Raw genomic sequence first — 25,281 nt, 5'->3', positions numbered from 1 at the left:
ATCACCTATAGCGACTGTGCAACGGCAAGATTATCCAATTTAACTTGAAGCAATTGACTTGGCGCGTCACCAGCGGCATCAATTGCAGCTTGATACGCTAGACGTGCATTGTCTTTGTCTTCTTTAGCTAAGTAAATATCACCTTTCAACTCTTCAACTTGTGATTTGAATGCTGCTGGAAAAGCACCATTTAATTTTGCTAATGCTGCGTCATAGTTTGCTTCAGCAAGCTCGATACGTGCAATACGCGTTGCAGCAACCGCTTTTAATTCAGCTTGAGATGAGTTAGCAACAATCCATTCTAATTTTTCTTTTGCTACAGCGTAATTTTTTGCATCAACAGCTTCACGCGCTGTAACAAACGCTGCTAATACGGCATAGCTTGAATCTTTATACTCTGCTAAAAACGCATCCGATTTCGCTAATACTTCTGAATTATCTTGGCCAGCAGTTGAAATTAGCTGTGTGTAAGCATCAGATGCTGCTTCTGCACTGTCAATTTGCGATTGGTTGTATGCTTTCCAACCATATAGACCACCTAAACCAATCACTACACCGGCAATTAATGATGCGCCATTTTCACGGAAAAATCGTTTTATTGCTTCTGCTTGTTGTTCTTCTGTTGAATAAATTTCCATTCTAACCTCTTATACCAAGCCTTTTAGCAACTCGGCTGCTTGATCTAAATCTAGTGTTTGTTGTTCTTGATGCTCACGCAAATGTTTTACAGTGACTTGATTATTTTCAAGTTCACTTTCTCCAATAATCAGTGCGTAAACAGCATCACTTTTATCTGCTCGTTTTAATTGCTTTTTAAAGTTACCACCACCGGCATGGACGATAATACGAATGCCCGGTACGAGTGCACGCAGTTTTTCGGCAATGACTGGCGCTTGAATACTTGCCGCATCACCCATTGCTGCAATATACACGTCACTGGTACGACGAATTTCACCAACGCAGTTAAGCTCTTGCAACAAGAGCACTAAGCGCTCCATTCCCATTGCAAAACCAACCGCTGGCGTTGCTTTGCCACCTAATTGCTCAACCAGGCCGTCGTAACGTCCGCCAGCACATACTGTGCCTTGAGCACCTAGACTTTCAGTTACCCATTCAAACACAGTGCGGTTATAGTAATCTAAACCACGTACCAGCTTCTCATTAACTTGGTATTCGATACCAGCAGCATCTAAACGTTCACATAAATTTGCAAAATGTTGTTGTGACTCTTCATCAAGGTGTTCAGATAGCTTAGGCGCATTAACTAAAATGGCTTGTACATCTGGGTTTTTGCTATCGAGCACACGCAATGGGTTGGTGTGCATACGGCGCTTAGAATCTTCGTCTAACGCATCGATATTCTGCTCTAGGAACGCAACTAAAGCATCACGGTACTGCGCACGCGCTTCATTCGAACCAAGTGAATTCAGCTCTAAACGAACATGTTCGCTAATACCAAATGCTTGCCATAAACGAGCAGTCAGAATAATCACTTCCGCATCAATATCTGCAGTTTCAAAACCAAATACCTCTAGGCCAAATTGGTGAAACTGACGATAACGGCCTTTTTGTGGTCTTTCATGGCGGAACATCGGTCCCATGTACCATAGACGCTGTTCTTGGTTATAAAGTAGGCCATTTTGATTACCTGCACGAACACAAACTGCAGTGCCTTCAGGACGCAACGTTAAGCTATCACCATTACGGTCTTCAAAGGTATACATTTCTTTTTCTACGATATCGGTAACTTCACCAATCGAGCGCTTAAACAAATCAGTTGATTCAACAATTGGGAAACGTATTTCTTGATAACCATATGATGCAACCGTTTCACGTAAAATGCTTTCAACTTTCTGCCATACCTGAGTATCACCCGGTACACAGTCATTCATTCCGCGAACTGCTTGGATTTGTTTTGCCACGCTGCCTTACCTTAATGCTAATTAAATGCATGGGGCGAAAACGCCCCAGAAAAAGAAGATTGTCAATTATACTCAACGAGCTTACTTACTCAACTAACTTAACGTCTATTTGTTGTTCAGTGCTCTTTTTTGCGATGTAATCACGAATTTGCGTTTCTAATTGGTCAACAATTTGATTGTTATCAATACGTGTTTTTTGGCGCTCACCATTGATGTATAAACCAGATCGTTTATTGGCACCCGCCAAACCTAAATCACTGACAAGCGCTTCACCTGGACCATTTACCACACAGCCAATAACTGAAACAGTAACAGGCTCGATCACATCTTCTAAACGCTCTTCAAGTTGGTTCATTGTATTTACCACATCAAACTCTTGACGTGAACAACTTGGACAGGCAATAAAATTAATGCCACGTGAGCGAATACGCAGTGATTTTAAGATATCAAAACCGACTTTGATCTCTTGTACAGGATCCGCAGCCAATGAAACACGTAAGGTATCACCTATGCCCTCGGCAAGTAGCATGCCTAGACCAACTGCTGATTTAACAGAACCTGCTCTAAAACCACCCGCTTCAGTAATACCTAGATGCAGTGGTTGATCAATTTCTTTTGCTAATAAACGGTATGCACCCACCGCTAAGAATACATCTGACGCTTTTACAGATACTTTAAAGTTATCAAAGTTTAATCGCTTAAGAATGTTGACATGACGCATTGCTGATTCAAGCAGTGCTTCAGGAGTCGGTTCACCGTACTTTTCTTGAATGTCACGTTCTAACGAGCCACCATTGACACCAATACGAATAGGGATATTCTTTTCTCGAGCCGCATCAACAACTGCTTGAATACGCTCTTCACTACCAATATTGCCTGGATTAATGCGCAGACAGTCGGCACCATATTCCGCTACTTTTAATGCAATACGGTAATCAAAATGAATATCTGCAACGAGTGGAATATCCACTTGCTGTTTAATTTGTTTAAATGCTTCTGCGGCATCCATTGTTGGTACTGATACACGTACGATATCTGCACCAGCATCTTGGATTGCTTTAATCTGTGCAACCGTTGCTGCCACATCGGTGGTTTCAGTGTTAGTCATTGATTGCACTGCAATTGGTGCACCATCACCAATCGGCACATTACCAACATAAATACGTTTTGATTTACGACGTTTTATTGGAGATTCTGAAAACATATAATTACTCACTCAACGGCAGGCTAAACTTGGCTAAACGATTCGTTGGGAAATGTGAAATATCCACAAGTTGCCCATTAAACTCAACATCAACGATATAATGTTTACCAAGTACTACATTAAATGGCGCTTTACCTTCCAGCGTCATTACATAGCCCTTTTTCTTTACACCAAATGCGACACGCTCGCCTTCAGCATCAAATATCTCAACCCAGCTATCGTCTTTAAACGTCATAATAATGGTATCAGCACTACTAATTCGCTGAGCGGTTTCTGGTTCGTTAACTATCGCCTGATTGCTAGGCGTGAGCTCAGCTTGTGTCAACACTGAGTTGTTTACACTCGTATTAGCGTCATTAACTGCTTCGCTTTCATCCTGCAATGCAATGTTTTCTGCAGCAGTAACCTGCGGGGTCTGTTCTGTGTCTTGAGAGGTTATGTTCGCAACATCACTGTTGATAGGTTGTTCAACTACCGGGGTGTCAATCGTCGATGATGTATCTCTATTTTGCCACCAAATAAATAATGATGAGCCGATAATTAACGCGATAATCGCATAACTAAATAGCATTAATCGATTATCTTTGGCTTCGCGTTCTGTGCGTCTCGAAAAGCTTTGCATACGCTTTTCAGCTTCTTCGCGTTGATGCGAAAATTGTGACATTAGCTCTGTTTCATTGAGCGTAAATTCACGACAATAGCTGCGAATATACCCTTTAACAAAGGTGACAGGCCCTAACTGACTGTAGTCTTCACGCTCTAATGCTTCAATTTGCGACGCTGTTAATTTTAACTTTTGCGCCATTTCAACAATTGAAATCTTATGCTGCTCTCGAGCCTTTGAGAGTTGCTGGCCTAAATTGAAACTTGGTTGTTGCTCTAATACTTCTTCGGTCATAGTGCGTAAGTTTTCGGATTCACTAATAAAATTTTATCACCGGGGCTTAAAGTTGCAGATTCACCAATATCATTCCACTCAGCAATTGACTTCATACGCAAATTGTATTTCACAGAAATACTAAATAGTGTGTCACCGTCTTTTACTAAGTGATAAACATTTGGATTATTTAAATAAATTTTGGTACCTGCAAAAACGGGATCATTTTCAGTTAAGCCATTCCATTCTAGTAATTTGGCAAGCTTCACATTGTATTTAACAGACACCGAGAACAAGTTCTCACCACCTTTCATTATGTGGAATGGTGTTTCAACCAGTTTTAACGGTGAGCTAGCCTGTTCTTGTGTTTGACCACTTTCTTGTGCTTTTTGCGCTTGTGCAATGACAACCTCATTTTTAGCGACTTGATCAATGGGCTTAGCAACTATCACTTTAGCTGTTGAATCTGTTTTCGGTTCCACTGCCGTTTGTTCTATCACCTTAGGTTGAGACTGCTCAGTTTGCGCTTTGCGCTTCACAACCTTAACTTTAGGTTTTTTAACGACTGATTTACCATCGGGGTTCAGTTCTTTCTTAAGCTTGCTTAACTCATTCTTGCGGTATTTCTCACGCAATCTTTCAAATTCGCTGTCAGCAGTGTTTTTTTGTTTGATCTGCTTTGCTTCTATTGAGTTGCCATAGGTTTGCTGTAATGTCAGCGCTAAAGTTGAGGCCTTTTCAATGTGCCCCATTCTGCTTTCAATTAAGTAAGACAACATCAATGAGCGAGATGAAATACGCCCTGATTTTTCATAGCGATTCATATAAGTTTGAGCGCGATGTAAATCACTTTTTGCATAATAAATAGCAGATAGGTTTACCAGCGATGAACCACGAGTTGGATTGTGTTTTACCGAAGCCTCTAAATATTCTTCAGCCTCATCAAATTCGTTATTTTCGATGGCACATAAAGCTAAATTTTCATAACTTTGTGATACGCGCAGGTAGCTTGGTACCTCTATTGCGCGAAGGATGTACTCTGATGCTTCATCGTATTCACCTAAGCCACATAAAAATACACCATAGTTATTGAGTGTATTTGGATCATCAGGTGCAATGTCAATCGCACGTAAGTAAGACTCTTTCGCAAGCTCGTTCTCACCTACTTGCTGAAAGTAATATGCTGTTGTGTAGTGTACTTCAGGCAGCTTTGGTGAAAACTTAGCAGCACGTTCAAGGTTATACTTTGCTTGTGTGCTATCACCTGACGCTAAATATTTTAATGCCAGAGAGATACGTGTTCTTGCCGCTTCATCGTTATCAATACGATTTTCAACAACGGGTTTATCACTGCCTACATACACACTTTCGGTGACACATCCTGTTGTTGCAAGTACTGCAACACCTACTAATATTGAACGACGCATAGTTATACTCATTTTCTGACAATTATCTCAATTCTACCCGAATTAACGTTGGGATCACCTAATTTTTTACAATGCTAATTATGGGTTTACCGTATTAACTGCGATTTTATTATCATCAAGCTGTTTTTTCTTCATTACACGTTTAGTACGGTCAACTACATCACCCACTAACTGACCACACGCGGCATCAATATCATCGCCACGGGTACGACGCACAATACAGGTTAAGCCTGCAGCTTGCAGTACCTTAGAGAAACGGTCAATGCGGCTATTGCTTGAACGGCCATACTCATTCCCTGGGAATGGGTTAAATGGGATTAGGTTAATTTTTGACGGTGTGCCTTTTAATACCTTAACTAATTCATGCGCATGGTCAGTGCTATCATTCACTCCTTGCAACATAACGTATTCAATGGTGATATCTTTGTTTGCTTTAGACCCATCAATATAACGACGACAAGCCGCTAAGAATTCTTCGATTGGGTATTTTTTATTGATAGGCACGAGTACATCACGCAGCTCGTTGTTCGGTGCATGAAGCGAAATTGCTAAAGCCACATCAATTTTTTCTTTCAAGATATCAAGAGCTGGTACAACGCCAGAGGTACTTAAGGTAACGCGACGCTTAGATAAACCAAATGCCCAATCATCCATCATCAGTTCCATCGCTGGAACAACATTGTTGAGATTAAGTAATGGCTCACCCATACCCATCATTACCACGTTGGTAATAGGACGTTTGGTAGAATCACCGTGTAAACCGATGTCTTTTGCTACGCGCCAAACCTGACCAATAATTTCAGATACTTTTAAATTGCGGTTAAAGCCCTGCTGCGCTGTTGAGCAGAATGTACATTCAAGGGCACACCCAACCTGTGATGAAACACACAAGGTTGCACGATCTTTTTCTGGGATCCACACAGTTTCAACTTCCTGACCGCCTTCAAGCACTAATGCGTACTTAATGGTGCCATCTGAAGCAACTTGCTTTACTGAGATTTCAGGCGCTTTAATTTCACATTCAGCGTGCAATTTCGCTTTCAATTTTTTGTTGATGTTTGACATTTCGTCGAAGTTATCGATGCCAAAATGGTACATCCACTTCATTACCTGATCGCCACGGAACGGTTTTTCACCCCATGAAACAAATAACTCTCGCATTCCTTCACGGGTTAAATCCAGTAAATTAATTTTCTTTTCCGCAGCACTCATAACTCAGACCCCAGTACGTAACACAACTCAATATTAGTCGATATATCAACTTTGCTTTACTTTTATACACACTCAAGTGGAATGTGATGCCAGTAAAGAGCATTAACAAATTTAAAGCAAAGGTGACAATTTGAATGAAATTCTTGGCTTTAGTTCAAAATGACAAGAAAAGGGCTAAAGAGCCCTTTTCTCCTGCATCACAATAATTGATGCAGCTTGTCTACGTCGTTAAGAATTAACGAGTACGTGGACAGATTTCTTCGTCAGAGAAGAAGTACGCGATTTCACGTGCAGCTGATTCAACAGCGTCTGAACCGTGAACAGCGTTTTCGTCGATGCTGTCTGCGTAGTCAGCACGTAACGTACCAGCTAGTGCTTCAGCAGGGTTAGTAGCACCCATGATTTCACGGTTTTTAAGTACTGCGTTCTCACCTTCAAGAACAGTAACCATTACTGGACCAGATGTCATGAACTCAACTAAAGCACCGAAGAAAGGACGCTCGCTGTGCTCAGCGTAGAAGCCTTCAGCTTTTTCTTTTGAAAGGTGAACCATTTTAGCTGCAACGATTTTAAGACCAGCAGTTTCGAAACGGTTGTAGATAGCACCGATGTGGTTTTTAGCAACTGCATCAGGTTTTACGATAGAAAAAGTACGCTCTAAAGCCATCTTTTATGCTCCATAAATAATTAATGATTTTAACGGCCGCGAATTATACGCATATTTGTGTGAAAATCCTATTAAAACCGAAAAAATTCTGTTCACTTTTCCATCAAAAGCTAAAAATTACTGAGTATTGGTTATTTTATTGAGGTTCTAACGAGGCTCTTTGAAAAATTGATCTACATCAACACCGAGAGGTTGTCACTAAGATAGAATTGCGCGCTTTTTTAAATCATGCAACTGGCCAGCACCCAGTTCGATGTATGAGGACATTTCAATGAACAAACCTTTTGTGCCTGAATTATTATCACCTGCAGGCAGTCTTAAAAACATGCGATATGCATTCGCTTATGGTTCTGATGCAGTATACGCAGGTCAACCACGTTACAGTTTACGCGTTCGCAATAACGAGTTCGATCTTGATAATTTAGCGCTCGGCATTAATGAAGCACATGATTTAGGTAAAAAATTGTATGTGGTATCAAATATTGCGCCACACAACGCCAAGGTAAATACCTACCTACGTGATATTGAACCGGTTATTGAAATGGGCCCTGATGCCTTGATTATGTCTGATCCTGGTTTAATTATGTTGGTACGTGAAAAGTGGCCAGATATGCCGATTCACCTTTCTGTTCAAGCTAATGCGGTAAACTATGCAACGGTTAAATTCTGGGCGCAGCAAGGAATTGAACGCGTTATTTTATCTCGCGAATTATCACTAGAAGAAATTGGTCAAATTCGTGAGTTATGTCCTGAAACCGAATTAGAAGTGTTTGTTCACGGTGCATTATGCATGGCGTACTCTGGCCGCTGTTTGCTTTCTGGCTACATTAATAAACGTGACCCAAATCAAGGCACCTGCACCAATGCATGTCGTTGGGAATACGATGTAAAACCGGGCAAGGAAACCGAAACAGGTGATGTAGTCCATAAAATTGATCCAAGTAAAGTGATTCCAACATTAGGTGAAGGCGCGCCAACAAACGAAGTATTTATGCTGGAAGAACAAGGTCGACCAGGTGAATATATGCCTGCATTTGAAGATGAGCATGGCACATACATAATGAACTCAAAAGATTTGCGTGCGGTACAGTACGTTGATCAACTGATTAAAATGGGCGTTCATAGCTTAAAAATAGAAGGTCGGACTAAGTCGTTCTACTACGTTGCACGAACGGCGCAGGTTTATCGTAAAGCCATTGATGATGCTATAGCAGGCAAACCGTTTGATGCAAACTTAATGCGCACTTTAGAAAACTTGGCACACCGAGGTTACACTGAAGGCTTCTTAAAGCGCCATGTACACCAAGAGTATCAAAACTACGAATACGGCCACTCAGTTTCAGATAAACAACAATTCGTGGGTGAAGTGTTGGGCCGTCACAATAATGGCTTGGTTGAAATTGATGTGAAAAATAAGTTCTGTACAGGCCATTCAATGGAACTGATGACACCACAGGGCAATATTCAGTTTACCTTAGATCATATGGAAAATAAGAAAGGTGAACGTATTGACGATGCAAAAGGCTCAGGTCATATTGTAAAAATTCCATTGCCGGAAGATATTGACCTTGATAAAGCGATTCTTTTGCGAAATTTAGATTCAGACCAAGATACACGCAACCCTTTTAAAAAGGCGTAATATCATGGCATTGATGATAAATTCGAAATGTATCAATTGTGATATGTGCGACCCAGAATGCCCTAATCAGGCAATTTACATGGGTGATAAAATTTATCAAATTGACCCAAATAAATGCACCGAGTGTGTTGGTCACTATGACCAACCAACCTGTGTCAGCGTTTGTCCGATTGACTGCATTAAAAAAGATCCTGAACACAATGAAACGCTTGATGAGTTAGCTGAAAAGTTTATTCGCCTAACATCAAGCTAATAACTTCATTTCTATCCATTTAAAAATAAAAAACCGAGCATCTGCTCGGTTTTTTATTTTAAGCATCTTAGTTGGATTCAACAGGCTCCAACTGCAGCTTACTGGCAATTAATACTGCTTGAGTACGATTGTAAACGCCAAGCTTTCTAAAAATTGCAGTGATATGTGCTTTGACTGTCGCTTCGGAAATACTCAGTTCATACGCAATTTGCTTATTGAGTAAACCTTCATGCAAATAACTTAAAACTTTGTACTGTTGAGGTGTAAGAGAGGCAACTTGTTGCGCAAGTTCTGCATCTTGCTCTATCACTTCTTCCACTTTATCGGCCATTGAAGCTGGCAACCAAGTTTCACCTTCTAAAATTTCTTCAATAGCTTCAGCAATTTGTGCCGAAGAGGATGATTTAGGAATAAAACCAAGTGCACCGTAACTCATCACTTTCGAAACCACTTGAATATCTTCAGTGCCAGATACAACGGCAATGGGTAAATCGGGGTAATCTTCACGAATGCGAATTAAACCGTACAAATCGCCACTTCCTGGCATGTGTAGGTCTAGTAATAATAAATCGAGCTCTTGTTGTTGTTCTAGTACATTGAGCGTTGTATCAAAGTTCTCTGATTCAAATATTTCTAAATCATCGAAACTGCCATTTAAAGCCCCTTTTAACGCTTCACGAAATAAAGGGTGATCATCCGCTATCAAAAACTTGCTCATATATAACTCCTAATAAAAAGGCTGTTATCACTGATAACAGCCTTCATGTTACTGCGAGTTTAGTCGATTCTCAAACCTAATTAACGGTTTAAGCGATTTTCGATTAACTCCTCAACAACACTCGGATCTGCCAGCGTTGATGTATCGCCTAACTGTTGATATTCATTTGCAGCGATCTTACGTAAAATACGGCGCATAATTTTACCTGAGCGTGTTTTTGGAAGACCCGGAGACCATTGGATCATATCAGGTGTTGCAATTGGGCTAAGTTCTTTACGTACCCAGTTGCGTACTTCCTTGGTTAAATCATCGCTCACTGCAACACCATCATTTGGTGTGATATAAACGTAAATACCCTGGCCTTTAATATCATGTGGGAAGCCAACAACCGCAGCTTCTGCAACCGCTTCATGTGCAACCAGCGCACTTTCAATTTCCGCAGTGCCTAGGCGGTGACCTGATACGTTTAGTACGTCATCAACGCGACCGGTGATCCAGTAGTAACCATCTTCATCACGACGACAGCCGTCACCTGTGAAATACACGCCCGGATATGCTGAAAAATACGTTTGTTCAAAACGTTCATGGTCGCCATAAACAGTTCTCGCTTGTGAAGGCCAACTGTCAAGGATAACCAAGTTACCATCAGTTGCACCTTGAAGTGTTTCACCTTCTGCATCAAATAATGCAGGTAAAATACCAAAGAATGGACGTGTTGCTGAGCCTGGTTTTAAGTCTGTTGCGCCAGGTAGTGGCGTAATCATCACACCACCAGTTTCAGTTTGCCACCATGTATCAACAATTGGACACTTACTATTACCGATGTTTTCGTAATACCAAGCCCATGCCTCAGGGTTAATTGGCTCGCCCACAGAACCTAAGATACGTAATGAGTCACGTTTTGATGAGGCCGTTGGTTCATCACCTTTTGCCATCAGCGCACGAATTGCTGTCGGTGCTGTATAAAGAATTGTAACATTGTGCTTATCAACCACTTCGCCCATGCGGCCTGATGACGGATAGGTTGGTACACCTTCAAAAATAACTTGCGTACAACCGTTTGCAAGTGGACCATAAGCAATATAACTGTGACCTGTAATCCAACCCACATCAGCACTACACCAATAGACATCGTCTTCTTGTAAATCAAATACATATTGATGCGTTAATGAGGTATACACCAAGTAGCCTGCAGAGCTGTGCACGACACCTTTAGGTTGACCCGTTGAACCTGATGTATAAAGAATAAAGAGTGGGTCTTCTGCATCCATCACTTCAGGTTCACACGTTGTAGCTTGATCGGCCACTAGCTCATGCCACCATACATCAACATCATTCCACGCAACATCACCTGCTGTTAATTGGTGTACAATAACCGCTTCAACAGAATTAACGCCCGGTTGTGCTAACGCTTCATCAACATTTGCCTTTAACGGCACCGCATTACCACCACGACGGCCTTGGTCTGACGTGATTACAACTTTTGCACCAGAATCTTTAATACGATCTGCGATTGCCGATGGTGAGAAACCACCAAATACCACAGAATGAACAGCACCAATACGCGCACATGCCTGCATCGCGTAAATCGCTTGAGGAGTCATTGGCATATAAATCGCTACGCGGTCACCCTTTTTAACACCAAGCTTTTTCAAACCATTCGCTAATTTACACACTTCATCATGCAGCTGTTGGTAGGTAATATTTTCAGATTGTTCTGGGTTATCGCCTTCCCAAATTAACGCGACTTTGTCTGCTTTATCTTTAAGGTGGCGATCAATACAGTTATAAGAGACATTTAGTTGGCCATCTTCATACCAACGAATATCAACATGTCCTTTATCAAATGAGGTATTTTTTACTTTAGTAAATGGCTTTATCCAATCAAGACGCTTACCTTGCTCACCCCAAAATGCCTCGGGGTCGTCAATCGACCATTGATATAGTTCATTATATTTTGCTTCATCGATTAACGCAGCCTCTTTCACAGAGGCTGGTACTGGATAGATTTCTTGTGACATGTGGTGTCCCCTTTTAACTTTGTTGCTAGTTGCTTGAATGCAACCTAGACCAATACCCTCAAGCATTACTCAGCTAAGTAGTATAAAGAATTAGACCTTAGTAGCATCTTAATTTAAATATAAGAAACACTTAATCAAGATCATATTTTTAACAACGAGTTATAGTACATAAAAATAAATTGTCTTTAGTATTCATATTATTAAATTTTTAATTTGATAAATTTTGGTTTCCTGTAAAAGACACACTATATTTTATTAACAAAATATTCACAAATTCAGTCACTTCCATCACTTTTAATGGAATAAGCGCTCTCTAACAGCAAATTAGCTATACCTTAGTCGTATAGACCAATGGGTAATTGAGCAAAATCTGAACATAGCCAACAGTGAAGATGTTAACTTAATCGGGATACAGTTATGAAAAACAATAAACTAACAACAACAGCGCTGAGCGTTTTAGCAGTATTATTCGGTGCATCTGCACAAGCTGGGGTATTAGAGTCTACAGATGTCAAATATGGCGGTTACGTAAAACTCGATGCTATGTGGAGTGATTGGTCTGCAGGCTCTGTAAGTGGTACCAGTATTGGCCGTGATTTTTACGTACCAAGCACAACACCAGTAGGCGCTGATGCGGATACCGATGTAGTATTTGATATGCATGCTCGTCAATCACGATTCAACTTAGCAACATCGACTAAACTAGACAACGGCCAGTCGATTAATACTAAAATTGAGCTCGATTTTATTGCATCACCAGGCGGTAACGAGCGAGTGTCAAACTCTTACGCTCCGCGTATTCGTCAAGCGTTTGTCACCTATAATGGTTTTTTATTCGGTCAGGCATGGTCAAACTTCCAAAATGTCAGTGCATTACCTGAGACCCTGGATTTCGTAGGTCCTGCTGAAGGTACAGTGTTCGTTCGTCAAGCAATGATCAAGTACACTTCTGGCGGTTTCTCAGTATCAGCGGAAAACCCTGAGAGTACAATCACTACAACAGGCGGTGTACGGAACGAAACCGACGATGCAAGCCTTCCTGACATTACTGCCCGTTATACCTTTAAAGGCGATTGGGGTCACTTCACTGTTGCCGGTCTTGCAAGACAGCTTACCTACAAATCAGGTGGTGCTGATGCGTCAACCTCGTCTTTTGGTGTAAGTGCATCAGGTCGCATGAACTTTGGTAAAAACAATTTAAAATACATGGTAACTACGGGTAAAGGTTTAGGGCGCTATGTCGGCCTTAATGTTGCTCACGGTGCCGTATTAGATGGTAATGACCTTGATGCAATTGATTCTGTATCAGGTTTTATTGGCTACCAGCATCACTGGAACGACCAACTACGCTCTACTTTTTTAGCCTCTTATTTCAGTGCGGATAATAATACGGACTTACTCGCAATCACTGGAGATCCTACTAAAAATTCAATGAGTTACAGTGCTAATTTACTCTATTCACCTGTTAAAAAGATGACCTTTGGTGTTGAGTACAAAGTGGGTGAACGTGAAACTGAAAGCGGTGCGGATGGCGATATTAATCGACTACAATTTTCTGCTAAGTATGTATTCTAAAGCATGCTTGCAAACCAGTTAACTTAGATTGCTTCCTAAGTTGTTGTCAGTAATAAGCGACCTATTGGTCGCTTATTTTTTGCTAGCTTGTTATTTTTGACCTTCGCCAAAAAAGTAAATTAGCGATAAATTGTACACATCATCTTGATTGCTATATTTACTATTAAAAAAGCGTTTTGCGTCTAATTGCAAAGCAAAATTGTTATTAATTTTATAATGTAATCCCAATCCTGCATTCAGTGCAAAGGTACTGCTTCCTTTTTCTTCCTTGTCCTCAGCATAGAGCATCTCACCAGCACCGGCCGAGACGAACGGTCGCCAATCACTATCAACATTAAAGTAATAGTTTGCAGCCACATTAAACTGCTCGAATGTTTCTTTCGAATTACTATTTTGTCGTTCTAGCTTACCTTTAAGATAATCGAGCTTAAGTGAAAATGTTGGCGAAAAATATAAACCTAAGTTCCAGCCATTGGCAGAACCTCGTTCTAGACCCCAGTGATTACCCGGGCTAAAACTACCGTAGTTCAATCCTAAACCAATAATTCCAATATCTACCGGATCTTTAATACTTACATAGCCAGTTTGGTCAATTGGTGCTTGATAAGCCTTTCCAGAGCCTAGTTGGTAATTAACACTTAATTGAACCTGATCCTCAAAATCACCATTTGGCAGTGGTATTTTCGCAAAATTAATTCCACCTGTGCCCGCTTTTACTACTTCAGTACCAAATAAGTTGTTAATACCTTTACCTGCAGAGTCAATTGGATCAAGCATAAAGAGTGATATGTTACCGAGTGTTCGTGATCCCCACACTTCACCACCCGTTCTGCGAATTTCCATCTCTTTTTGATATGCCCATTCACCATAGGCCCAGCCCAGTACGGGTGTAATTACCAAATCTTGCATCGACGGCACTTCAGCAAATGCTTCAATACCATATTCCCAATAGAAGGTACTCATAGTAAAGGAGTAGAGAAACGCATCCCATTGACGATAGCCCGACTTTCTCGCCACTTGATAATAAACGCCACCAAAATATGGGTGCCCTACCCAATTCAACCACCATACATCGCGGTCCCATGTGGGGCCTTCTTTAACGTTTTCAGTCCACTTAGAAAATACGCCATTTTCCTTATCCCATTTTGAGATATCTTCTGGCAACATAAGAATAAAGCCTGCAACACCAAAACCATATGCCATTACGGACTTGGTTTGAGACCATAAACGTTGGTTATCTTGGCCATGTTCGGCAGAAAACAAATTTATTTGGTACGGTGATCGGTAGAAGTCTTCGGGTACCGCATGTAAATTCCAATCACTGTTACTAGGCAAGTTATAACTAGGTACTTCAATTGCCTTAATAGCATTATTTGTTGTGCTAGTTTGGTTGGGGTTTTGCTCTTCCTGTTGAGCGAGTAAAGGTTGTGTTAGCGCGCTAGAAATTAGCGCTAACTTAATCATTCGTGTGAGCAGTTTCATTGACAGTAAGTGCGTCCGTTCTTTGGCAAGCCACAAAAAACGCCTATTTTAGCCGTTTTTGAATATCATGACACTTAAACTTAGCAAAAAATTGTAAACATATACGCAAAAAAGGCCACATAGTGTGGCCTTTTTTAAATAGCGCTAAGCTTAAAGCTCCGCGTCACCTTCAGCTAAGCTTTTAGCTTCGCCTTCTTCTGGTTGAATCGTCGCTTGCAGTAATAGCATTTCACGTAGCTTTTGCTCAATTTCGTTTGCAATCTCAACATTCTCTTTTAAGAATTTAATCGAGTTAGCCTTACCTTGACCAATCTTACTACCTTTATAGCTAAACCATGCACCCGCTTTATCAACTAGATTATGCTTCACACCTAAATCAATTAGCTCGCCTTCTTTTGAGATACCTTGGCCGTACATGATAATAAATTCAGCTTGCTTAAACGGTGGTGCTACTTTGTTTTTAACAACTTTAACACGTGTTTCGTTACCAACAACTTCATCACCTTCTTTTACAGAACCCGTACGACGAATGTCTAGACGAACTGAAGAGTAGAATTTAAGCGCATTACCACCTGTTGTAGTTTCAGGGTTACCAAACATTACACCAATTTTCATACGAATCTGGTTAATGAAAATACATAATGTATTTGAACGCTTAATGTTACCAGTGAGTTTACGCAATGCCTGTGACATTAAACGAGCTTGTAAGCCAACGTGGCTGTCGCCCATATCACCTTCAATCTCAGCTTTTGGTGTCAGTGCAGCAACCGAGTCAACAATTACTACATCAACCGCACCTGAACGTACTAACATATCGCAGATTTCTAACGCTTGTTCACCCGTGTCAGGTTGAGAAACTAGAAGATCATCAACATTAACACCCAATCTTTCTGCATATACAGGATCTAGTGCGTGTTCCGCATCAACAAAGGCACATGTTTTGCCTTCTCTTTGAGCTGATGCAATTACTTGTAATGTTAACGTTGTTTTACCAGATGACTCTGGACCATAAATTTCAACAATACGGCCTGTTGGCAAACCACCAATACCCAATGCGATATCAATACCTAATGAACCAGTTGAAATAGCTTCAATATCCAGTGCTTGGCTATCGCCTAGCTTCATAATTGAGCCTTTACCAAATTGGCGTTCAATTTGTGATAGCGCAGCTGTTAGGGCCTTTTGTTTATTATCGTCCATTTGACTCTCCAAATCTCTGTTATGCAGCAAAGTATACTGTATAGATTACCAGTATCAAGTGTTTTTTATGAGTTTATTAATTCAATTGTTTTTTCTAGTGAATATTCAATAACTTGCAACCTAACCTCATCACGTTCACCGGCAAATAAACAGTGGTTAACTGATAGTTTATCCAGTACTTTTATGGCAACCCATACAGTACCAACAGGTTTTTCAACACTGCCACCACCTGGACCTGCAATGCCTGACACAGCAATTCCCACATCGGCATTCGCAGCTTGCATTGCACCTGTCACCATTTGTTCAACTGTTTCTTTGCTCACTGCACCAAACTGCTTAAGTACGTCAGTATTTACACCAAGTAACTCATGCTTTGCCTCATTGCTATAAGTAACAAAACAACGATCAATGTAAGCTGAACTACCAGCCGTATCAGTAAGCGCATAGCTAATGCCGCCACCAGTACATGATTCAGCAGTAGTGATCCAAAGCTTTTTATTGGTTAAACTAGCACCCAACTTTGCCGCTAGCTCAGTAATATGAGCGGGTAATATCATTTTTTTACCTTTTACATAACAACTATTAGTCAATTATGCCGTTAGATTTATATTCAGACCATACTATCAGCCAACAAACGCCAATGATGCAGCAATATTTAAAAATTAAGGCTGAGCATCGAGATATTCTCGTTTTCTATCGCATGGGCGACTTTTACGAACTGTTTTTCGATGATGCCAAACGCGCTGCAGAGCTACTCGATATTTCGCAAACTCATCGCGGCAAAGCAGGCGGTGATCCTATCCCTATGGCGGGAGTGCCTTATCACGCTGTTGAGAACTACCTTGCTCGCTTAGTGCAAATGGGCGAATCAGTTGCGATATGTGAACAAGTTGGCGATCCAGCCACCAGTAAAGGACCCGTTGAGCGCAAAGTGGTGCGTATTATCACACCAGGTACCATTTCTGACGAAGCCTTATTAAAAGAACGTCAAGACAACCTACTGTGCGCTATTTCACACAACGATAAAGGCGCCTATGGTATAGCTTATTTAGATATAAACTCTGGCCGTTTTCGTATTTTAGAAGTCGATAATGACGAAGCGCTAACCTCAAGCTTACAGCGCATTTCGCCAGCCGAACTGTTATACCCAGAAACTCTGGAACACACCAGTATTATTGAACAGTACAATGGACTGCGCCGTCGCCCTATTTGGGAATTCGATTTAGACAGCGCGAAAACCGCATTAAACAAACAGTTTGGCACCAAGGATTTAGTGGGTTTTGGTGTTGAAAATGCAGCGCTTGCGCTACAAGCTGCAGGCTGCTTGATGCAATATGTAAAAGATACCCAGCGCACGACACTACCGCACCTAAATGCGATTGGTCTTGAGCAAAATGAACAAAATGTCATTCTTGATGCCGCAACCCGTAAAAATTTAGAGCTTACTGTAAATCTATCGGGTGGCTTTGATAACACTTTAGCGCAAGTGCTTGATAAAACTGCGACACCAATGGGCTCTCGTTTGTTAAAGCGTCGCCTTCATAGCCCAATTCGCGATCAACAAGAATTAAACAACCGCCTTGATGCATTGGGTGAAATCCACGACTTAGCTATTAACCTTGAACTGCACGACACACTTAAACAAGTGGGTGACTTAGAGCGTATTATTGCCCGCTTAGCACTGCGCTCGGCAAGGCCGCGTGATTTATCTCGATTACGTTTAGCGCTTCAAACACTGCATCCAATTCATGATTTAATAAATGACGCTAGTAGCACGCGCTTGACGCAAATAAAGCAAGCTACGCCTATTTTATCCGAGTTACAGGAGTTACTTGAGCAAGCCATTATCGATAACCCACCGGTATTGATTCGCGATGGTGGTGTGATTGCCCCAGGCTACAATCAAGAGCTCGATCAATGGCGCAATTTAAGTAAAGGCGCCACTGATATTCTTGAGCAAATGGAAATTCGCGAGCGTGAACGTACCGGCATTGCCACTTTAAAAATCAGTTATAACAAGGTGCATGGTTATTATATTGAAGTGAGCAAAGCAAACGCTAATTTGGTGCCTGCAGATTACGTACGCCGCCAAACATTAAAAAATAACGAACGTTATATAATTCCTGAGCTAAAAGAGCATGAAGATAAGGTGCTGAGCAGTCAATCGAACGCGCTTGCACTTGAAAAACGCCTCTACGAAGAACTGTTTGATATTATTTTGCCACAAATTGATGTGCTGCAAAAAATGGCTGCAGCATTGAGCGAGTTAGACGTTATCAATAATCTAGCTGAACGTGCTGAGTCACTTGAATATGTTAGGCCTCTTTTAAGTGATAGCAACGCCATTGATATTAAAGGCGGCCGCCATCCTGTCGTTGAGTTTGTTATGCAACAGCCGTTCATTGCCAACCCAACTTACCTCGATGATAAACGCAAAATGTTGATTATTACTGGGCCAAATATGGGTGGTAAATCAACTTATATGCGTCAAACAGCCCTAATCGTATTAATGGCACATATTGGTTCTTATATTCCGGCTGAATCTGCCACCATTGGCATTACAGATCGTATTTTCACGCGAATTGGGGCAAGCGATGACCTTGCTTCAGGTCGTTCTACTTTTATGGTTGAAATGACCGAAACCGCCAACATTCTTAATAACGCCACCGAAAACTCGCTGGTATTAATGGATGAAATTGGTCGCGGTACAAGTACCTATGATGGCTTGTCATTAGCGTGGGCCACCGCGGAATATTTAGCAAAAAATATTGCCGCAAAAACCCTGTTTGCAACGCACTATTTTGAATTGACCGAACTGGTTGAGCAACTCGATATGCTCGCCAATGTGCACCTTGATGCAATTGAGTACCAAGATACCATTGCCTTTAAACATACAGTGTTAGATGGCGCGGCTAGTAAAAGCTTTGGCTTACAAGTAGCAAGCCTTGCGGGGGTGCCTAAAGCGGTGATTAATCGCGCTAAACAAAAGTTGTCATTACTAGAACAGCATCAAAGTGTTAGTGAAATGCCATTAACAAATGTCTCGAGCTCGCCACTTTCGCAACAAGCGAGTTTGTTTGACACACCAAACCCTGTATTAGAAGAGCTTGAATCAATCGACCCGAATGAGTTAACGCCTCGTCAGGCGCTTGATTTAATCTACCAACTTAAGCAACTTGCGAAAAATAGTTAGGGTTTGTTGCCCCTTGGTTCTATTGGCCTATTGAAATATAGGCCAACTTAGATACGAATGGATAATTAAGCTGAATTTGCATAATTAGAGCAATGCTTGTCCTTTTTCCGACAAGCTGACTTTTACACCGTGATAAAATTCAATTTCTTGGTGTAATAAACTCTCTTGTGTGGATATGGTGAGATAATCACGTATTTCCTCTATTTGACACCAAAAACTTAAATCGCCCATAAATGGTACTTCTTCTAAGTCTTGGTTTGCACCAAATAGTTGTGCGAGTGACAAGGTGTGGCCATTTAAACAATCTAAAATTTGCCACTGGGTACGGTTTAAGCCGATATTATCGGGTTGTTCTTGTAAAAAGCGCTGAACAGATGTTTTAAGGTTTGGCCAGTGTTTAAAATCAAATGATAAACATGACTCTAGGTCAGCTATATTAGTTGTTAATACTTGCCAAACTTCTGATGTTAATTCGAAAAAAGGCTCACTTGGACTAAAGCGTGTTTTATAATACTGAGCAACTTGCGCCGCATCTAACTCTCGTGGGGGCAGGTGTTCAGGCAGAAGCACCACAAATAAGTTACGTGTAGATTCAAATTGTGCGCGATACCATGCAATAAACTGCAAGCCAATTAAGCTATCAAACAATTCGGGGGTGAGCCATAAGGTCACTTCAGATGTATCTTCAATGCTAGCTAATAAAGCATTACGCTGAGCAAACTTGGTTTGTACATCTTTTAGCGGCAAACAAAAATAATCCGCTAAAAATGCCGCACGATAATCACTCATTGCGGGCAGTGATACTTCAGGGCTAATAGGCCCGTGATGTAACACATCTTGCCACGCAATAAATTGGCCCTGAATGCCAATTCGCTTTAAAAATAAGTTTGCGCAATCACCATTAGTGATATGAAACATAAAGAAACCTCATCAGAAAAGGTACGGCAAGTTAAAAAACAGCACATACCGTTTCTTAAAACTAATCAACTAAATAATACTCAAGACTTGAAACAACACGCACTCGTTTAATGTGTGGTGAGTTGGAATCACGATCTGCAATAGTAAACTGGCCCTGCCGCGCTGATTTGATTTTACCAAGGGTTGAATTTGAATCACTGGCAAATTTTTGTGCTACTTCACGAGCTTTCTCTGTTGCTTGTTGGATCATCTCAGGCTTAATGTCGTTCAAGCCGGTAAAAATATACTGCACTTTTGCGTCATAGCGATCACTGGAAATAGCAATACCTTGTTTTGCTAGCTGCGTTACCTTAGTGAGTGCATGGCGTACTTTTTCTGGCTCATGGCTGTACACAGTAATACTCGACATAACAAAGTAACGCATTTGGCCTTTTTCCAGTTGCGCATAAGGTTGCGCTAACTTGTCAGCAACATTAGGAGGCGCCACCGACACTTCGTCATCAGCAAAGCCATGCAATGCTAAAAACGCGCGCACCGCTTGATTTTTTGTTTCAAGCTCACCAATCAATGCCGTTAAATCGTTACCCGCTAGCGAGTAATTTATAGGCCAAATAACGGTATTCGCCATGACCTCTTTTTCAGCCAAACCTTTTACTGAGACACTGCGATCTAGGGTTTTAAATTCAACAATGCCTTGTTTTAAAATTACACTGGCAAGAATTATTGCCGCAGCAAAAATTAACGACATCGTAATGGATTGTTTAGTCATGGTCTGTCACAGGATGTTTATCTTTACCAAAATACTCCGGTGTTTGGGTTGATAAAACTTTCAGAGGTTGTGGAGATGTCACCGTAACACCATGCGGCGTATTTTCATCTATTTTGACAAAATCACCTTTTTTAATCGTAAATGACTTATCTCCTAATTGCATTTTCCCTTCACCATCAACAATGTAAACCATTTCACTGTGCTCTTTATGCAAGTGGAGGGGCACTGATTTTTTTATGAAAATAAGGAATTGGCTGGCATCTTGGTTGCTAGCAAGCTGCACAACTTTCACATTGTCTAAATCTGTCGGTGCAACCATGTTCTCAAGATTTATAGGGGCGCTGCTTATTGCAGCACTAAGCAATAGTAGGGTCATAATTCACAGTCGATATTGATTCTCAATCAAGCATAACAAGACCCTGTTTTATATCAAGTATCTCGTTTGATAATTACTTTATACTTGTAAATGAATTTTATACTATAAACACAACTTAACTCTGGTGAAAAGCTATGACGGTAAAAAGGATAAGCCAATTTTTCAACCCTAAGTCAGTTGCTGTGATTGGTGCATCGAATCGCACAAATCGAGCAGGTTATGTGGTAATGCGTAACTTATTACAAGGGGGGTTTAATGGCCCAATAATGCCTGTAACACCTAAATATAAAGCAGTACATGGCGTACTAGCCTACCCAACCATAGACGTTTTACCACAAATACCCGACCTCGCTGTTATCTGCACTAATAAAGAGCACTGTTGCAAAATCATTGAGCAACTAGGTGAAAAAGGGTGTAAGAATGCCATCATTATTGCCTCAGGGTTTGATAAAGCTTTAAAAGAAGCGTTAATCAATACCGCTAAAAAAGCCGAGGTAAATATTCTTGGACCAAATAGTCTAGGTCTTCTCATTCCACGCATTGGTCTGAATGCCAGCTTTTCACATATGGTTGCTAAACCCGGTAAAATTGCATTCGTATCACAATCTGCCGCTGTTTGTTCAACTATTTTAGATTGGGCAAAAACCAAAGATATAGGCTTCTCATACTTTGTTTCTGTAGGTGATTGTGGTGATATCGACTTTGATGAATTAGTCGACTTTTTGGGACGTGACGCCAACACCCAAGCGATTCTGTTGTACATCGATAATATCGAGCACACCCGAAGGTTTATTTCCGCAGCAAGGGCTGCCGCATTTAGTAAACCAGTGATAGCGATTAAAACAGGCAAAACGGCAGCGGGAGCGGATGCTGCCATCGCCCATACTGGGGGAAATCAGGGCTCAGACGCGGTTTATGATGCTATGTTTCAACGCGCAGGTATGTTACGAGTAAATGATTTACGCGAATTATTTGCCGCGACGCAAACACTTGCTCTTCATCCCAAGTTATTAAAGCAAGAAGCTCTTACCATTCTTACCAATGGCGGTGGACCGGGTGTCATGTCAGTCGATACACTCATTCAAAGCTCAGGCAAACTTGCTGAATTATCGAAAGAAACGATAGCCAAACTTAATCAAGTGTTACCTCAACATACTTCGTTTGCTAACCCTGTCGACATTTATGGTGACTCAGATCCAAGACGCTATCAAAAAGCGCTTGAGATTTTAGTAAAAGCGCCAGAAGTTGATAATTTATTGATTTTACACAGCCCATCCGCGCTTGCTCCGAGTGAGGATTTCGCCACAATTATTGCTGAAACGGTAAATAAAATACCTAAAATGCAACGGCCATATGTCATGACGAACTTTATGGGTGAAACCGCTGCATATGAAGCACGTAAAGTGTGTCAAGCAGCTGGAATTCCAACCTATCGGACGCCAGAAGGTGCTGTAGCCGCATATATGCACTTAATTCAGTATCGACGTAATCAGAAACACTTAACGCAAACCCCTGAGTCATTACTCGACTCAGATAATATTCATACCGATGCTGCTGCCGCAATTATAGAAAACCATCTGCAAGAAAAAATGCATTACTTGCCTACTCATGATGCTGCACCACTTTTAAATTGCTACCAAATAAACTGCATCGCCACTCAACATGCCTATACCCCAACTGAGGCACGTGAGTACGCTGAAAAAATGGGTTTTCCAGTAGCACTTAAATTAGTAAGCCCTAACATTCCATCAAAATCAGATGTTGGCGGTGTGGTACTGAATCTTAATGACGGTGATGAAGTCGAGCAGACAGCCTTCAATATGCTTTTGAGAATTAATGAAACCTATCCGGATGCACAAATTGATGGTTTTGCTTTGCAGCGCATGGCGACACGAGCTGGCGGTCAAGAACTTCGTATTGCAGTAAAAACAGATCCTAATTTTGGCCCTGTAATTTTACTCGGCGAAGCCGGTACCGCGCTTAACTTTGATTTAGCAGCTGTTGCTCTTCCGCCGCTTAATATGAACTTAGCGAAGTATTTGATTGCTGCAGCAAGCGATAAAGGATTTATTAAAGAGAAACATCTACCAACTAAAATTGATAAATATACACTTTGCGCCATGCTTACACGGGTGTCTCAAATGGTGGTTGAAAACCCAGATATTAAATCTCTCGAGCTTAACCCTGTGCTCGCTTTGCAAGGAAAGTTTCAGGTTTTAGATGCTTGTATTGAGCTTGAAAAATACCAAGCTGGCAGCCGTATTAAGCGCTTAGCAATTAGGCCGTACCCAAAAGAGTTGGAGCAAGAAATAACCTTAAAAGATGGCTCAATGGCACTGCTTCGCCCTATTCGTCCAGAAGATGAAGAAGCCCATCGTGAGTTTGATAATAAACTTACTAAGGAAGATAGATATAAACGCTTCTTTGGTGAAATGCCGCAGTTTAGTCATGAACAACTTGCCAAGATGACGCAAATTGATTATGACCGAGAAATGGCTTTTATTGTCACTCAGCGTCGTGACGACGTATGGCAAACTCTTGGGGTATCTCGCGTATTGATGGATCCAGACAACCTCGTTGCGGAGTTTGCTGTTGTGGTGCGCTCTGACATTAAAGGACTTGGCTTAGGGCGAATTTTAATGCAGTCGGTAATTGACCACTGTAAACGCCAAAAAGTCGAAAAAATCGAAGGGCTCACCTTGCCAGAAAATGCCGGAATGATCGGCCTTGCGAAAAAGCTTGGGTTTAAAGTTACCCGTGATTTTGAAGAAGGCACAATTGTCATGACAATGCCATTAGCTTAAGAGGTCAATGTGAATCAATTACGCTACAACCTAGCACAAGTACTTGAAAGCTCAGGTGAAGGTTTACGAGTCGGACGGATCATTGACGTTTTATTAATTCTGTTGATTGTCGGTAATGTGATTGCCATCGTATTGGAGTCGGTTGAAGAAATAGCTTCAGCCCATCGTCAACTTTTTATTGCGATTGAAGTTATCTCAGTGGGTATCTTTACGATTGAATACCTACTCAGGTTCTGGGTGTGTGTTGATAAAGAACAATATCGTGATTTGCCCATTGCTAATTGGCGCAAACGGTTACGTTATCTACGTTCACCTCTGGCAGTAGTTGATTTGCTTGCTATTTTACCAACTTACCTGATGTTATTTGTTAATTTTGATCTGCGCTTCTTACGCGTATTCAGGTTATTAAGAGTATTAAAATTAACTCGCTACTCACGTGCCATGCAATTGCTTTTGCAAAGCATTCGCGAAGAAAAAGGGCCATTGCTAGCAGCTTTCTTTATTATGGGTGTAGCGCTAATAACCGCATCATGCGGCATTTATCTAATTGAACACGACGAACAACCCGATAAGTTCGGTTCCATTCCTGATGCAATGTGGTGGGCAATGGCCACACTTACAACCGTTGGTTATGGTGACGTTGTACCGATTACTCCATTAGGTCGTTTTTTTGGTGGTGTCATTACCGTTCTTAGCATGGGCATGGTCGCGATACCCACAGGCCTGCTTGCATCGAGCTTTTCAGATCAACTTCGACGACGCCGCGTTAAGTTTGCCCAATTCGTTGCGCTTTGCTCACGCGATGGGGAAATTTGTGAACAAGATAAAGCACAAATTGAAGAAATGCGCATTGAGTTAGGATTAAGTAAAAAAGAAGCGCAATTAGCTATTCGCAAGAAAATGGAAGAAATAAAGCATATTCGCTACTGCACAAACTGCGGCCATAAAATCCCCTAGCATACTAGCTAGTTTTTCTTAAGTTTGGAAAGTATTAAAGAGTACCATTAAACGCAATAGCGCTAAT

21 protein-coding genes are annotated in these 25,281 nt (G+C 41.2%); 6 read left to right on the top strand and 15 right to left on the bottom strand.

Going from position 1 to position 25,281, the window contains the following annotated elements:
• Positions 1 to 5: 5 nt before the first annotated feature.
• The 7 genes from OM33_RS06430 to ndk all read right to left on the bottom strand — a co-directional run bounded on the left by OM33_RS06430 (position 6) and on the right by ndk (position 7,309).
• The gene (locus OM33_RS06430; protein WP_038640147.1) at positions 6 to 638 is read right to left on the bottom strand and encodes a YfgM family protein; all 633 of its coding nucleotides are present in this window, start codon (positions 636 to 638) and stop codon (positions 6 to 8) included.
• Between the two features lie 9 nt (positions 639 to 647).
• A complete protein-coding gene (gene hisS, locus OM33_RS06425) occupies positions 648 to 1,922 on the bottom strand; it encodes a histidine--tRNA ligase (RefSeq protein WP_038640146.1) in 1,275 nt (424 codons plus the stop codon).
• Between the two features lie 85 nt (positions 1,923 to 2,007).
• A complete protein-coding gene (gene ispG / locus OM33_RS06420; RefSeq protein ID WP_038640144.1) occupies positions 2,008 to 3,126 on the bottom strand; it encodes a flavodoxin-dependent (E)-4-hydroxy-3-methylbut-2-enyl-diphosphate synthase in 1,119 nt (372 codons plus the stop codon).
• Between the two features lie 4 nt (positions 3,127 to 3,130).
• Complete coding sequence (locus tag OM33_RS06415; RefSeq protein WP_038640142.1) at positions 3,131 to 4,024, bottom strand: RodZ domain-containing protein; 894 nt, start codon at positions 4,022 to 4,024, stop codon at positions 3,131 to 3,133.
• Entirely contained in the window at positions 4,021 to 5,430 is a 1,410-nt protein-coding gene (gene pilW / locus OM33_RS06410) for a type IV pilus biogenesis/stability protein PilW (RefSeq protein ID WP_038640140.1), read from the bottom strand. The genes OM33_RS06415 and pilW overlap by 4 nt, the downstream gene beginning before the upstream one ends.
• A gap of 78 nt (positions 5,431 to 5,508) precedes the next feature.
• Entirely contained in the window at positions 5,509 to 6,642 is a 1,134-nt protein-coding gene (locus OM33_RS06405; protein ID WP_038640137.1) for a bifunctional tRNA (adenosine(37)-C2)-methyltransferase TrmG/ribosomal RNA large subunit methyltransferase RlmN, read from the bottom strand.
• Positions 6,643 to 6,877: 235 nt separating this feature from the next.
• Entirely contained in the window at positions 6,878 to 7,309 is a 432-nt protein-coding gene (gene ndk / locus OM33_RS06400) for a nucleoside-diphosphate kinase (RefSeq protein WP_010560883.1), read from the bottom strand.
• Between the two features lie 271 nt (positions 7,310 to 7,580).
• On the opposite strand from ndk, the gene trhP reads away from it, so the two are divergent.
• Together trhP and OM33_RS06390 are read left to right on the top strand one after the other, a co-directional pair.
• Complete coding sequence (gene trhP, locus OM33_RS06395) at positions 7,581 to 8,948, top strand: prephenate-dependent tRNA uridine(34) hydroxylase TrhP (protein ID WP_038640135.1); 1,368 nt, start codon at positions 7,581 to 7,583, stop codon at positions 8,946 to 8,948.
• 4 nt (positions 8,949 to 8,952) lie between these two features.
• Entirely contained in the window at positions 8,953 to 9,201 is a 249-nt protein-coding gene (locus OM33_RS06390) for a YfhL family 4Fe-4S dicluster ferredoxin (protein ID WP_038640133.1), read from the top strand.
• A gap of 67 nt (positions 9,202 to 9,268) precedes the next feature.
• Here the strand turns inward: OM33_RS06390 and OM33_RS06385 are convergent, their stop codons facing one another.
• Both OM33_RS06385 and acs read right to left on the bottom strand, forming a co-directional pair.
• Positions 9,269 to 9,919 carry a response regulator transcription factor gene (locus OM33_RS06385; protein WP_038640131.1) on the bottom strand — a complete coding sequence of 217 codons (651 nt, stop codon included), beginning with the start codon at positions 9,917 to 9,919 and terminating at the stop codon, positions 9,269 to 9,271.
• Positions 9,920 to 9,999: 80 nt separating this feature from the next.
• Positions 10,000 to 11,940, bottom strand: a complete 1,941-nt coding sequence (gene acs / locus OM33_RS06380; RefSeq protein WP_038640130.1) for an acetate--CoA ligase — start codon at positions 11,938 to 11,940, stop codon at positions 10,000 to 10,002.
• Between the two features lie 417 nt (positions 11,941 to 12,357).
• Between acs and OM33_RS06375 the strand changes: the two genes are divergently transcribed.
• Entirely contained in the window at positions 12,358 to 13,515 is a 1,158-nt protein-coding gene (locus tag OM33_RS06375; protein ID WP_038640129.1) for a DcaP family trimeric outer membrane transporter, read from the top strand.
• 90 nt (positions 13,516 to 13,605) lie between these two features.
• Here OM33_RS06375 and OM33_RS06370 read toward each other — a convergent pair whose 3' ends face one another.
• The 3 genes from OM33_RS06370 to OM33_RS06360 all read right to left on the bottom strand — a co-directional run bounded on the left by OM33_RS06370 (position 13,606) and on the right by OM33_RS06360 (position 16,754).
• Complete coding sequence (locus OM33_RS06370; RefSeq protein WP_038640127.1) at positions 13,606 to 14,997, bottom strand: DUF3943 domain-containing protein; 1,392 nt, start codon at positions 14,995 to 14,997, stop codon at positions 13,606 to 13,608.
• 150 nt (positions 14,998 to 15,147) lie between these two features.
• The gene (gene recA, locus OM33_RS06365) at positions 15,148 to 16,197 is read right to left on the bottom strand and encodes a recombinase RecA (protein ID WP_038640125.1); all 1,050 of its coding nucleotides are present in this window, start codon (positions 16,195 to 16,197) and stop codon (positions 15,148 to 15,150) included.
• Positions 16,198 to 16,262: 65 nt separating this feature from the next.
• Positions 16,263 to 16,754: a CinA family protein gene (locus OM33_RS06360; RefSeq protein WP_038640124.1), complete on the bottom strand. Its 492-nt coding sequence runs from the start codon at positions 16,752 to 16,754 to the stop codon at positions 16,263 to 16,265.
• A gap of 35 nt (positions 16,755 to 16,789) precedes the next feature.
• On the opposite strand from OM33_RS06360, the gene mutS reads away from it, so the two are divergent.
• Complete coding sequence (gene mutS, locus OM33_RS06355) at positions 16,790 to 19,390, top strand: DNA mismatch repair protein MutS (protein ID WP_038640123.1); 2,601 nt, start codon at positions 16,790 to 16,792, stop codon at positions 19,388 to 19,390.
• Positions 19,391 to 19,474: 84 nt separating this feature from the next.
• On the opposite strand, the gene OM33_RS06350 is transcribed toward mutS, so the two are convergent.
• The 3 genes from OM33_RS06350 to OM33_RS06340 form a co-directional block, all read right to left on the bottom strand.
• The gene (locus tag OM33_RS06350; protein WP_038640122.1) at positions 19,475 to 20,308 is read right to left on the bottom strand and encodes a DUF1835 domain-containing protein; all 834 of its coding nucleotides are present in this window, start codon (positions 20,306 to 20,308) and stop codon (positions 19,475 to 19,477) included.
• A 61-nt stretch (positions 20,309 to 20,369) separates the two neighbouring features.
• Positions 20,370 to 21,077, bottom strand: coding sequence for an SIMPL domain-containing protein (locus OM33_RS06345; RefSeq protein ID WP_038640121.1), 708 nt, complete (start codon positions 21,075 to 21,077; stop codon positions 20,370 to 20,372).
• Positions 21,070 to 21,453, bottom strand: a complete 384-nt coding sequence (locus OM33_RS06340; protein WP_038640120.1) for a cupin domain-containing protein — start codon at positions 21,451 to 21,453, stop codon at positions 21,070 to 21,072. The genes OM33_RS06345 and OM33_RS06340 overlap by 8 nt, the downstream gene beginning before the upstream one ends.
• Before the next feature lie 134 nt (positions 21,454 to 21,587).
• Between OM33_RS06340 and OM33_RS06335 the strand changes: the two genes are divergently transcribed.
• A complete protein-coding gene (locus OM33_RS06335; protein ID WP_038640118.1) occupies positions 21,588 to 24,257 on the top strand; it encodes a bifunctional acetate--CoA ligase family protein/GNAT family N-acetyltransferase in 2,670 nt (889 codons plus the stop codon).
• A 9-nt stretch (positions 24,258 to 24,266) separates the two neighbouring features.
• Entirely contained in the window at positions 24,267 to 25,214 is a 948-nt protein-coding gene (locus tag OM33_RS06330; protein WP_038640117.1) for an ion transporter, read from the top strand.
• Positions 25,215 to 25,281: the final 67 nt, after the last annotated feature.

This window comes from Pseudoalteromonas piratica (assembly GCF_000788395.1).
GTDB classification, from domain to species: domain Bacteria; phylum Pseudomonadota; class Gammaproteobacteria; order Enterobacterales; family Alteromonadaceae; genus Pseudoalteromonas; species Pseudoalteromonas piratica.
Note: the sequence above shows the minus strand (reverse complement) of the source record. Positions and strands in the feature narration are given on the sequence as shown.